Origin of the sequence: Streptomyces rectiverticillatus (assembly GCF_013394065.1) — a bacterium.
GTDB lineage: Bacteria > Actinomycetota > Actinomycetes > Streptomycetales > Streptomycetaceae > Streptomyces > Streptomyces rectiverticillatus.
Map to the genome: position 1 here is coordinate 5,256,042 of NZ_CP040752.1, position 11,666 is coordinate 5,267,707.

The following is an 11,666-nucleotide window of genomic DNA, read 5'->3' on the forward strand; positions in this document are numbered from 1 at the left end:
GGGGTCAGGCCTGCGGGGCGGCCTTGACCGCGGAGACGTCGAAGGTCAGCTTCACCTTGTCGCTGACCATCACCCCGCCGGTCTCCAGGGCGGCGTTCCAGGTCAGGCCCCAGTCGGAGCGCAGGATCTCGGCGCCGCCCTCGAAGCCGACGCGCTCGTTGCCGTAGACGTCGGTGGCCGAGCCGTTGAACTCCAGGTCGATGGAGAGCGGGCGGGTGACGTCCTTGATGGTGAGGTCGCCGGTGATGCGGTAGCGATCCCCGCCGAGCTGCTCGGCGGCGGTGGAGCGGAAGCTCATCAGCGGGAAGCGCTCGGCGTCGAAGAAGTCGTCGCCGCGCAGGTGGGCGTCGCGGTCCTTCATGCCGGTGTCGATGCTCGCGATCCGCACGTCGATGGCGGCCGTGGAGCGGGACGGGTCGGTGCCGTCGAGGCCGAGGGTGCCCTCGTGCTCGGTGAAGGCGCCCTTGACGTTGGTGACCATGGCGTGGCGGACGGTGAAGCCGATGCTGCTGTGGGCGGGGTCGATGGTGTAGTCGCCGGTCAGGGCGGCCAGCGCGGGGTCGACGGCGCGCGGGGCGGGGACGGCGGGGGTCGTGTTCTGCTTGCGGCTGAAGAGGCCCATGGTGTGCTCCTTGGCTGAGTTCGTCCGGCCAGGTTCGTTGAATATTCAACTTGACCGTGAAAGCACCGTAGCGCGCTCTGGTTGAATATTCAACATCTATGGGGGTGAATTCCGGCCGCCGCCGCCCCCGGGGCATTGCCACGCCCCCGGCCCCGTGCCACGGTGTGCCTCCGGCACCGTCCGCACCGTCCCGCACCACGCGCCCCGGGGAGGATCCGCCGTGCTGTCCGGTTCCGCCGCACCCCTCCCGTCCGCCTGGACCCGCAGAGGATTCCTCGCCGCCTCCGTCGCCGGCACCCTCGGCCTTACCGCCACCGCCACCACCGCCACCGCCCGCGCCGACGACGAGGCCGCCTTCGCCGCCCTCCGCGCCCGCTGGCGCGGCCTCATGCTCGGCACCGGCTTCGACCCCGCCGCGGAGCCCTACGCCTGCGCCCTGCGGCGCACCGGAGAGCTCGCCCGCACCTACCGCGCCGGCCTCGCCCCCGGCCCCGGCTCGCTCTGGCCCGACGCCCCCTTCGACCCGCCCTCCGGCATCACCCGCAGCTACGCCCGCCTGCACACCATGGCCCAGGCCCACGCCCAGCCCGGCACGGGGCTGACCGGCGACCCGGCCCTGGCCGCCGACACCCTCGCCGGGCTCGACCACGTCCACGCCCGCGTCTACCACCCCGCCACCACGCGCTACGGCAACTGGTGGGAGTGGCAGATCGGCAGCCCCAGGCTCCTCCTCGACAGCCTCACCCTCCTGTACGACGAGACCGGCGCCGCACGGCGCACCGCCTTCCTCGCCGCCGTCGACCACTTCGTCCCCGACGCGATGCTCGGCGACTACACCGGCACCAGCACCGGCGCCAACCGCGTCGACCTGTGCCGCGTCGTCGCCCTCCGCGGCATCCTCGGCGCCTCGGCCGCCAAGACCGCCCTCGCCCGCGACGCCCTCTCGCCCGTCTTCCCCTACGTGACCCGCGGCGACGGCCTCTACGCCGACGGCTCCTTCGTCCAGCACACCCGCGTCGCCTACTCCGGCACCTACGGCCAGGTGCTGCTCGACGGACTCGGCCGCCTCCTCGCCCTGCTCCGCGGCTCCCCCTGGGAGATCACCGACCCGGCCCGGCGGACGGTCTACGACAGCGTCGAGAAGGCGTACGCCCCCCTCGTCCACGACGGGCTCGTCATGGACAGCGTCTCCGGCCGCGCCGTCAGCCGCGGCCTGCAGAGCGCCGACCCCGGCCGGCAGCAGCAGAGCGACCACCAGCGCGGCCACGCCCTCATCGCCGCCGTCGCCCTCCTCGCCGGCAGCGCGAGCCCGGCCGAACGCACCCGCTGGCACGCGATGATCAAGGGCTGGGCCGCCCGCGACACCACTCTGCCGCTGCTCACCGACCCCTCGCTCGGCGTCGCCGACCTCGCCCGCCTCGCCGCCGCCTGCGCCGCCCCCGTGCCTCCCGCACCCGCCCCCGTGGGGCACCGTCTCTTCCCCGCCATGGACCGCGCCGTGCACCGCCGCCCCGGCTGGACGGCGGGCCTCGCCATGGCCTCCGACCGCATCGCCCACTACGAGAACGGCAACGGCGAGCACCCGCGCGGCTGGCACACCGGCGCCGGAATGCTCTACTGGTGGCGCGCGGGCGACGGAGCCCCGTACACGGACGCCTTCTGGCCCACCGCCGATCCCTACCGGATGCCCGGCACCACCGCCTCCGCCAAGCCGCTCGCCGGCAACGAGGGCGGCGCATGGGGCGAGCCCCGGCCCGACGTGCGCTGGGTCGGGGGAGTGACGGACGGCGAGTTCGCCGTCGCCGGCCAGCACCTCAAGGGGCTCTCCTCCACCCTGGAGGCCCGCAAGACCTGGATCTTCGCCGCGGACGCCGTCGTCTGCCTCGGCGCGGGCATCACCGCGCGCGACGGCACCCCGGTCGGCACGACCGTCGAGCACCGCAACCTCGGCGCGCACGGGGCCCCCGCCCTCCTCGTCGACGGCGTGCCCCAGCCCGTCACCGACGGCTGGAGCGCCCGCTACGAAGCCGCCCGCTGGATCCACCTCGAAGGCCACGGCGGCTACGTCCTCCCCGGCGGCGCCCCGCTCCACGCCCTGCGCGAGGCCCGCACCGGCGCCTGGCGCGACATCAACGCCGGCGGCGCCCCCGACCCCGTCACCCGGCGCTACGTCACCCTCTGGCACCCCCACGGCACCGACCCCGCCGGCGCCGCCTACGCCTACCTCCTCATGCCCGGCGCGGGGCCCCGTGCCGTGGCCGCCCGCGCCGAGGACGACGCCTGGCTCGCCCTCCTGGCCAACACCGCCGCCTGCCAGGCCGCGCACCTGCCCGCCCTCGGCCTCACCGCCGCCGCCTTCTGGGCCCCCGGCGTCGCCGGCCCCCTCGCCGTCACGGCCCCCGCCGCCGTACTCGTCCGCGACCGCGGCCGGACCGCTACCCTCCATATGGCCGAACCGGTCCGGACCGGAACGCCCTTCGAGGTCGCCTGGGACCGCCCCGTGCGCCGGGTGACGGCACACGACACCACGGTGCGCGTCCTGTCGACAGGCGACAGCCTCCGGCTGCGCGTCACCCCCGGCACCGCCTGCGCCCCCCACCGCTGCACCGTGACCCTGGAATGACCCGGCGTGACGCCGTCCGGGGCCCCGGGCCCGTCAAGTTCGCCAGCCTACGGGCCGGAGGCGAGAGTTTTGTGGAACCCCCACAGTCTGACCCCCCTATAGGGGGGACCCCTAGTCGCGGCGGCTGCGCGGCTCTGTGCCGCCTGCCCACCAAAAGGCACATGACGTTGTATGGAAACGACATGAGTCCCGGGCGTCCTCGCCACGTACCGTCTATGCATGAGCAATCTCGAAGGTGCGCCCGTAGAGGCGAGTGACGTCCGTGGGCGCGTCGCCGAGCTGCACGCCATTCGCGAGCAGGTTCGGCGTGGTCCGAGCGAGCGGGCGACCCAGGCCCAGAAGGCCAAGGGGAAGCTGACGGCCCGGGAGCGTATCGACCTCCTGCTGGACGAAGGGTCCTTCTCGGAGGTGGAGCCGCTGCGCCGGCACCGCGCCTCGGGTTTCGGACTGGAGAGCAAGAAGCCCTACACCGACGGTGTGATCACCGGCTGGGGCACGGTGCACGGCCGCACCGTGTTCGTCTACGCGCACGACTTCCGGATCTTCGGCGGCGCGCTGGGCGAGGCCCACGCCACCAAGATCCACAAGATCATGGACATGGCCATCGCCGCCGGCGCGCCCCTGGTGTCGCTGAACGACGGTGCCGGTGCCCGTATCCAGGAGGGCGTCTCCGCCCTGGCCGGCTACGGCGGCATCTTCCAGCGCAACACCAAGGCCTCCGGCGTCATCCCGCAGATCTCCGTGATGCTCGGCCCCTGCGCGGGCGGCGCGGCCTACTCGCCGGCCCTGACCGACTTCGTGTTCATGGTCCGCGAGACCTCGCAGATGTTCATCACCGGCCCCGACGTCGTCCGCGCCGTCACCGGTGAGGAGATCACCCAGAACGGCCTCGGCGGTGCGGACGTGCACGCCGAGACCTCGGGCGTCGCGCACTTCGCGTACGACGACGAGGAGACCTGCCTGGAGGAGGTCCGCTACCTCCTCTCGCTGCTGCCGCAGAACAACCGGGAGAACCCGCCGCGCGTGGCGAGCGAGGACCCCGCCGACCGGCTGGGCGAGGCTCTGCTGGACCTGGTGCCCGCCGACGGCAACCGCCCGTACGACATGCGCAAGGTCATCGAGGAGATCGTCGACGAGGGCGAGTACCTGGAGGTCCACGAGCGCTGGGCCACCAACATCATCTGCTCCCTGGCCCGGCTGGACGGCCAGGTCGTCGGCATCGTCGCCAACCAGCCCCAGTCGCTGGCCGGCGTCCTCGACATCGAGGCCAGCGAGAAGGCCGCGCGCTTCATCCAGATGTGCGACGCCTTCAATATTCCGATCATCACTCTTCTGGACGTCCCCGGCTTCCTGCCCGGCGTCGACCAGGAGCACGGTGGAATCATCCGCCACGGCGCCAAGCTGCTGTACGCCTACTGCAACGCCACGGTGCCGCGTATCTCGGTCATCCTGCGCAAGGCCTACGGCGGCGCGTACATCGTCATGGACTCGCAGTCCATCGGCGCGGACCTGACCTACGCCTGGCCGACCAACGAGATCGCGGTGATGGGCGCGGAGGGCGCCGCCAACGTGATCTTCCGCAAGCAGATCGCCGAGGCGGACGACCCCGAGGCGATGCGGGCGCGCATGGTCAAGGAGTACAAGGCCGAGCTGATGCACCCGTACTACGCCGCCGAGCGCGGACTGATCGACGACGTGATCGACCCCGTCGAGACCCGGCAGGTGCTGATCCGCTCGCTGGCCATGCTGGCCACGAAGCACGCCGACCTGCCCTCCCGCAAGCACGGCAACCCGCCCCAGTAAGGGAGAAACGCATGAACGACACGCTGGTACGCGTGGAGAAGGGCACGGCGGACGCCGAGGAGCTCGCGGCCGTCACCGCCGTCCTCCTCGCCCGCGCCGCCGCCACCACGACCCACGCGGCGCCGCCCCGCCCGCGCCGCTCCACGGCCGTCTGGCGCCGCCTGGAGCGCACGCCGGGCTTCCGGGCGCCGCACAGCTGGCAGGGCTAGCACCCGCCTCGTCAACGCCGGACGGGCTTGATTCCGCTGTCTCAGCGGCATCAAGCCCGTCCGGCGTTTGAGAGCAGTCACCCGGGGAGCAGTCCTACGCAGAAGGTCCCCGCACACTCCGTGAGGAGCGGCGCGGGGACCTTTTCGCGTCGGTGCGACCGACGCCTCACCGAAGGCGCGCCATCAGGGCGTGCTCGACCAGGGTGATCAGGGCGCTCTTGGCCTCGTTGCGGTGACGGGCGTCCGTGATGATGATCGGCGCGTCGGGGCCGATCTGCAGCGCCTCGCGGACCTCGTCCGGCGTGTAGGGCTGGTGCCCGTCGAAGCCGTTGAGGGCGATGACGAAGGGCAGCCCGCTGTTCTCGAAGTAGTCGACGGCGGGGAAGCAGTCGGCGAGGCGGCGGGTGTCCACGAGGACGACGGCGCCGATGGCGCCGCGGACCAGGTCGTCCCACATGAACCAGAAGCGGTCCTGGCCGGGGGTACCGAACAGGTACAGGATCAGGTCCTGGTCCAGGGTGATGCGGCCGAAGTCCATGGCCACGGTCGTCGTGGTCTTGTCCGGCGCGTGGGTGAGGTCGTCGATGCCCGCCGAGGCGGACGTCATGACGGCTTCGGTCCGCAGCGGGTTGATCTCCGAGACCGCGCCGACGAACGTGGTCTTGCCCACGCCGAAACCGCCCGCCACCACGATCTTCGCGGAGGTGGTGGAGCGGGCTGCCTCGCCGCTAGAGGTTCCGAAGTCCACTGAGCACCCTTTCGAGCAGTGTCACGTCAGGCTGGCCGCCGGCGGACTCGTCGCCGCCGGGCTGATGGATGGCGACGAGCCCGGCCTCCGCCAAGTCGGCGACGAGGATTCGGGCGACGCCGAGGGGAATGGTGAGAAGTGCCGAGATCTCGGCGACCGACTTGATCTCGCGGCACAGGTGGCAGATGCGCTGGTGTTCCGGCAACTGCCCTTGGAGCTGGGCCGGCTGGGCCGTGGTGTGCACCAGCGCCTCGATGGCGAGCTGGTAGCGCGGCCGGGTCCGGCCGCCGGTCATTGCGTAGGGGCGGACCAGCGGATTGTTCCGCTTGCCACCGGAAGGGGACGAGGACGCCCTGCGGTGCTGCGGCGTCTGTGGTACTTGCGGGGGCCGTGCCGGCTCTCCCTGCGCACGCTGGCTTGGTGCGGAGGGGAAATTGAAGCGGTTCAGCGGAGGCTGAGCCTGCTGATCATTGCCGTACGGGTAACCGCCGGGGGGCGTTGCCACGTCTCCTCCTCAACGTGCCTGTCTGCTGCTGGTCGCGCCACCGCACCCTATGGCGCGGTGGCGCGAAACGCACTGCCTCTTTGCTAGTTGAGAAGGCTCCCCTGCAGTTCGGCGCGGAGGTCCGGGGTGAGGACGTTGCCCGCGCGGTCGACGAGGAGGGCCATCTCGTAGCCGACGAGGCCGATGTCGCACTCGGGGTGCGCCAGCACGGCCAGCGAGGAGCCGTCGGAGATGGACATGATGAAGAGGAAGCCTCGTTCCATCTCCACCACGGTCTGGTTGACGGCGCCGCCTTCGAAGATGCGGGAGGCCCCGGCGGTCAGCGAGGTCAGGCCGGAGGCGACGGCCGCCAGCTGGTCGGCGCGGTCCCTCGGGAACCCTTCGGACATCGCCAGAAGGAGTCCGTCGGCGGAGACCACGACGGTGTGGGACACCCCTGGGGTGTTCTCCACGAAACTGGTGATCAACCAGTTCAGGTTCTGCGCCGCCTGGCTCATCGGGCTCACACTAACGCTCCTGATCGTAGGTGCCGCCGGGGCCGAAGCCCTGGTCGTGTTGCTCATGCTGCTCATGTGTGGTGGCCGAACTGCTGTCGGTCCCCACGGTGCGCCCCTGCTGGACACCACGGCGCAGGTTGCTGAGCCTGCCGCGTATGTCCTCCGGGGCACGGGAAATCTGGGAACCGCCCTGCGGCGTCTGCGCCGCCTTGCCCTCGATCAGATTGGCCTTGGGCACTCGGCGGGGCAGTCCGGAGGGGGTCACTCCGCCGGCCTTCGGATCCCGGAGCTGCTCGGCACGGTGCCAGCGCTCGTCGTTCTCCGATCGCCAGTCGGGGTTCTCACCCTCGTGAGGCTGCTGTAGATCCTGCTGGGGCTGCTCCGGTTCGCCGGCCCCCACGGCCTCTTCGACAGACTCGGACTGCTGCCACTGCGTCGCGCGTCGCGGCAGACCGGACCCGGTCAGCGAGTGGGAGCCGCTCGTAGAGGGGCCCGGACGGTCGAACTCTACGCGCTCGGGCTGCGCCGTGTCAGCGGGCGGCAGTGATTCCGAATCCGCTCCGTAACCCTGCGGGCCGCCGTCCTGGTACGCACCGGGCTGCTGCCACACGTCGTTGCGGGTCGGGACCTCGGGCTCGGCGTACGCCTGCTGCTGCGGGTAACCGGCCTCCGCGTAGCCCTGCTCGGCATAGCCCTGCTCGGCGTAACCGGAGTCCGGGTAGCCGTGCTGCGGCTGCTGCTGCTCGTAGGACTGCTCGTACGGCTGCTCGGGCAGCGCCGGGAACTCCTCGGTCCGGTGCGGGCCCTGCTGGTCGTACTGCTGCTGGTCGTACGCCGGCTGCTGCTGCTCGTGCTGCGGCACCTCGTCGCGGAACAGCGGGCGGCTGTCGGCGGCCGCCTCCAGCGCCGCACGCCGCTCCTCACGGAGCCGGGAGCGGTTCACCGGGTCCAGCGTGGCGCCCGGAGCACCCTCCTGCCGCTGCTCGTAGCGGGAGTCGTCGAAGCCCAGCTCCGCCGCGGTCCGCATGCGGCCCATGGCGCCGGCACCGGCACCGGCCTGGCCGCCGGGGCCGGCCTGCTGCTGGCCCGGGACCATCTGGGAGACGGTGAAGTCGTCGCCGGACAGCTCGTCCTCGCCACCGCCACCGTGCGTGATCCGGTCCGGCAGCATGACCAGGGAGGTCGTGCCGGCCTGCTCGCCCGAGGGGCGCAGCTGGACCCGGATGCCGTGGCGCGTCGCCAGGCGGCCGACCACGAACAGGCCCATGCGCTGGGAGATCGTGGCGTCCACGGTCGGCGGGTTGGCCAGCTTGTGGTTGATGTCCGCGAAGTCCTCGGCGGTCAGGCCGATGCCCTTGTCGTGGATCTCGACCATCACGCGGCCGTCGGGCAGCCGCGTCGCGGTGACCCGGACCTTGGTGTGCGGGGAGGAGAACGTGGTGGCGTTCTCCAGCAGCTCGGCGAGGAGGTGCACGAGGTCGGTCACGGCGAGGCCGTGGATCTCGGCGTCCGGGACGCCCGAGAGCTCGATGCGCTCGTAGGCCTCCACCTCGGAGGAGGCGGCGCGCAGCACGTCCACCAGCGGGACCGGCTGGTCCCAGCGGCGGCCGGGCTCCTCGCCGGCGAGGACCAGGAGGTTCTCGCCGTTGCGGCGCATACGGGTGGCCAGGTGGTCCAGGCGGAAGAGGTTCTCCAGCTGGTCCGGGTCCGCCTCGTGCTCCTCGAGCTCGGTGATCAGGTTCAGCTGACCCTCGATGAGGCTCTGGTTGCGGCGCGAGAGGTTGGTGAAGATCGCGTTGACGTTGCCACGGAGCAGGGCCTGCTCGGCGGCGAGCCGGACGGCCTCGCGGTGGACCTGGTCGAAGGCGCGGGCGACCTCGCCGATCTCGTCCCGGGTGGTGATCGGGATCGGCTGGACCCGGGTGTCGACCCGGCCCGGGTCGGTCCGCGACAGCTGGTCGACCAGCGCGGGCAGGCGCTGCTCGGCCACGTCGAAGGCGGCGCGGCGCAGGCGGCGCATGCTGCGGCTCATGGAACGGGCCATCATGCCGGCCACGAAGAACGCCAGCAGCAGGGCCACGACCATGACGGAGCCGTTGAGGATCGCGTCGCGCTGGGCGTCGGAGGAGATCTTCTCGGCCTCGTCCACCGCCTTGTCGGTGAGGTAGACCTCGACCGAGCGGTAGGCGTCGAACTTGGCCGTGGCGGCGTCCTGCCAGCCGGCCGCGGTGATGCCCGCGGCCTCCAGCTGGTCCTTGGTCTTGCCCGCCATGATGGCGTTGGCGATCTTCTCCTGCTCCGACGACTTCGCCTTGGTGGCGATGGCGTCGTTGAGCCGGCTGATGTCGTCCTCGGTGCCGCTCGCGTCGTACTCGGCGCGGGCGATGTACTCGAGGAAGTAGTAGGAGGAGAAGGACGTCCGCTGGAGCTGCTGCTCCTTGGGGTCCTTGGCCGGCTTGACGAGCAGGTGCGTGCCGATGGAGCGCTCCAGCGACTCCGCGGCCTTCGCCAGGGAGACGGCGTAGACCATGCGGCCGTAGGAGACGACGTTCTCGTTGCCGAGGCCCGAGCCCAGCTCGTTGGCGAAGGCCATGAGCGGACGCTGGATGGCGCCGTAGCCGTCCTCGGTCTGCACCCCGGTCTTCGCGGGCGTGTAGGCCTCCTTGCGCAGCTTGGGCAGCGTGCCCTCCGCCTCGCGGAAGAGCTTCATGCGCCGGCGCAGGCCCGCGGTGTCCGGCATGTCCTTGACGGTCTTGTCGAACTCCGCGCGGGCGGCGTCCGTGGCGTCCCGGGTCTTCTTGACGACCGGGTCGTCGGGGTTGTTCTGCAGGAGCGGCTGCGCCGTCAGGTCGCGCTCGTCGATCACCGCGTGGGCGTAGGTGGCCGCGGCGCGCACCACTCGCGCGGTGTTCGCGGCGTCCTTGGCCTGCTCCCAGACGTCGACCTGCTCCTTCACATGCAGGCCGCCGACCACGACGGACACGATCACGGGGATCATGATGATCGCGTTCAGCTTGACGGGCACCCGCCAGTTGCGGGGGGAGAACCGGCCGCCCGTGCCCCCGGAGGGAGCCGGGGTTTCGGGCACGCTCGAAGCAGGGGAAGGCGAAGGCGGCACCGCTCCGCGCGACGGCGGGGTGAAGTTGCCCCGCTCGTCCTGCGTCTGCTGTGCGGCGCCCGTCTTTCTGCGCGTCACTCGACCAACAACCTCTCGGCGTCGGCACCCGGGTTGTGTGCCGTTTTTCGGCTGAGCCGTTACTGCTCAGTTCCTGGAATTCCAGCACGTCGGGGGTGCGCATTCCAAACAGCGGGGGCTCCCGCCAGGCCACTCGATTTGCCCGACATAAAACGGGCATTAAGAGCGAGCGGCGGCAAATGGCGGGCGAAATGTGCGCACAGTGAAGTCGACCGAACGCGGTGGGTTGCCGCGTCCGGTCGATTCTCTGTCGAAACGTTATGAACTCTGCGTCGGGTCGTGTCCAATGCCACAGCCCCTCCGTAACGTTTCACGCGACGATCTGGGCGATGCGGAAGTTGTCGGCGAAGAGCTGACAAAGGGCCGGCGGAGAACCGGTGGAGAACCGACGAAAAGCTGACGAAGATCTGACGAAGGGCCTGACGAAGTACCTGACGAAGAGTTACTTCAGCCGGGCCATCAGAGCGTGCTCGACCAGGGTGATCAGCGCGCTCTTCGCCTCGCCGCGGTGGCGGGCGTCGGTCGTGATGATCGGCGTGTCCGGCCCGATCTGCAGCGCCTCGCGGACCTCTTCGGGGGCGTAGGGCTGGTGCCCGTCGAAGCCGTTGAGGGCGATGACGAAGGGCAGGCCGCTGTTCTCGAAGTAGTCGACGGCGGGGAAGCAGTCGGCGAGGCGGCGGGTGTCCACGAGGACGACGGCGCCGATGGCGCCGCGGACCAGGTCGTCCCACATGAACCAGAAGCGGTCCTGGCCCGGCGTACCGAAGAGATACAGGATGAGATCGTCATCCAGGGTGATACGGCCGAAATCCATCGCCACGGTGGTCGTGGTCTTGTCCTGAACGTGGCTCAGGTCGTCGATGCCCGCCGAGGCGGAGGTCATGACGGCTTCGGTCCGCAGCGGACTGATTTCCGAGACCGCGCCGACGAACGTGGTCTTGCCCACGCCGAAGCCGCCCGCCACCACGATCTTCGCGGAGGTGGTGGAGCGGCCCGTGCCGCCGCCGGCGACGCCTCCGCTAGAGCTTCCGAAGTCCACTGAGCACCCTTTCGAGCAGTGTCACATCCGGCGTCCCGCCGGACTCGCCGCTGCCGCCCGGCTGGTGGATCGCCACCATGCCGGCCTCCGCCAGGTCCGCGACCAGAATGCGCGCCACACCGAGCGGCATGTTCAGCAGCGCCGAGACCTCGGCGACCGACTTGACCTCGCGGCACAGGTGGCAGATCCGCTGGTGCTCGGGGAGCAGGCTCCCGAGCACGGCCGGGTCGGCGGTGGAGCTGACCAGCGCCTCGATGGCGAGCTGGTAGCGCGGCCGGGTGCGGCCGCCCGTCATGGCGTAGGGGCGGATCAGCGGCTCTTCGCCTTCACTCCCGTACGGCGCGTGATGAGAGGCACCGTACGGGCCGGGCGAGGCGGGCGGGGTCATGAATCCTCCGGACGGGACAGCAGGACTGGCAATAAT

At 71.1% G+C, this 11,666-nt stretch carries 10 protein-coding genes; 3 read left to right on the plus strand and 7 right to left on the minus strand.

All coding sequences use genetic code 11. The features are described from left to right. Positions 1-4: 4 nt before the first annotated feature. A complete protein-coding gene (locus tag FGW37_RS23095; RefSeq protein ID WP_179082799.1) occupies positions 5-622 on the minus strand; it encodes a YceI family protein in 618 nt (205 codons plus the stop codon). Between the two features lie 220 nt (positions 623-842). On the opposite strand from FGW37_RS23095, the gene FGW37_RS23100 reads away from it, so the two are divergent. The 3 genes from FGW37_RS23100 (at position 843) to FGW37_RS23110 (ending at position 5,257) form a co-directional block, all read left to right on the plus strand. Next, positions 843-3,245 carry a polysaccharide lyase 8 family protein gene (locus tag FGW37_RS23100; RefSeq protein ID WP_246430515.1) on the plus strand — a complete coding sequence of 801 codons (2,403 nt, stop codon included), beginning with the start codon at positions 843-845 and terminating at the stop codon, positions 3,243-3,245. A gap of 219 nt (positions 3,246-3,464) precedes the next feature. Beyond that, a complete protein-coding gene (locus FGW37_RS23105; RefSeq protein ID WP_168094037.1) occupies positions 3,465-5,048 on the plus strand; it encodes an acyl-CoA carboxylase subunit beta in 1,584 nt (527 codons plus the stop codon). An 11-nt stretch (positions 5,049-5,059) separates the two neighbouring features. Then, on the plus strand, positions 5,060-5,257 hold the full coding sequence (locus FGW37_RS23110) for an acyl-CoA carboxylase subunit epsilon (RefSeq protein WP_179082800.1): 198 nt from the start codon (positions 5,060-5,062) through the stop codon (positions 5,255-5,257). Between the two features lie 166 nt (positions 5,258-5,423). Here FGW37_RS23110 and FGW37_RS23115 read toward each other — a convergent pair whose 3' ends face one another. The 6 genes from FGW37_RS23115 to FGW37_RS23140 all read right to left on the minus strand — a co-directional run bounded on the left by FGW37_RS23115 (position 5,424) and on the right by FGW37_RS23140 (position 11,630). After that, positions 5,424-6,005: a GTP-binding protein gene (locus FGW37_RS23115; RefSeq protein ID WP_171087808.1), complete on the minus strand. Its 582-nt coding sequence runs from the start codon at positions 6,003-6,005 to the stop codon at positions 5,424-5,426. Then, positions 5,986-6,510 carry a DUF742 domain-containing protein gene (locus tag FGW37_RS23120; protein ID WP_179082801.1) on the minus strand — a complete coding sequence of 175 codons (525 nt, stop codon included), beginning with the start codon at positions 6,508-6,510 and terminating at the stop codon, positions 5,986-5,988. Before FGW37_RS23120 ends, FGW37_RS23115 begins: the two co-directional genes overlap by 20 nt. Before the next feature lie 83 nt (positions 6,511-6,593). Further along, positions 6,594-7,016 carry a roadblock/LC7 domain-containing protein gene (locus FGW37_RS23125; protein ID WP_049717348.1) on the minus strand — a complete coding sequence of 141 codons (423 nt, stop codon included), beginning with the start codon at positions 7,014-7,016 and terminating at the stop codon, positions 6,594-6,596. A 1-nt stretch (position 7,017) separates the two neighbouring features. Further along, the gene (locus FGW37_RS23130; protein WP_179082802.1) at positions 7,018-10,203 is read right to left on the minus strand and encodes a sensor histidine kinase; all 3,186 of its coding nucleotides are present in this window, start codon (positions 10,201-10,203) and stop codon (positions 7,018-7,020) included. Between the two features lie 442 nt (positions 10,204-10,645). Then, positions 10,646-11,242, minus strand: coding sequence for a GTP-binding protein (locus FGW37_RS23135; protein ID WP_058046431.1), 597 nt, complete (start codon positions 11,240-11,242; stop codon positions 10,646-10,648). Continuing rightward, positions 11,223-11,630, minus strand: a complete 408-nt coding sequence (locus FGW37_RS23140) for a DUF742 domain-containing protein (RefSeq protein ID WP_058046432.1) — start codon at positions 11,628-11,630, stop codon at positions 11,223-11,225. The genes FGW37_RS23135 and FGW37_RS23140 overlap by 20 nt, the downstream gene beginning before the upstream one ends. Positions 11,631-11,666: the final 36 nt, after the last annotated feature.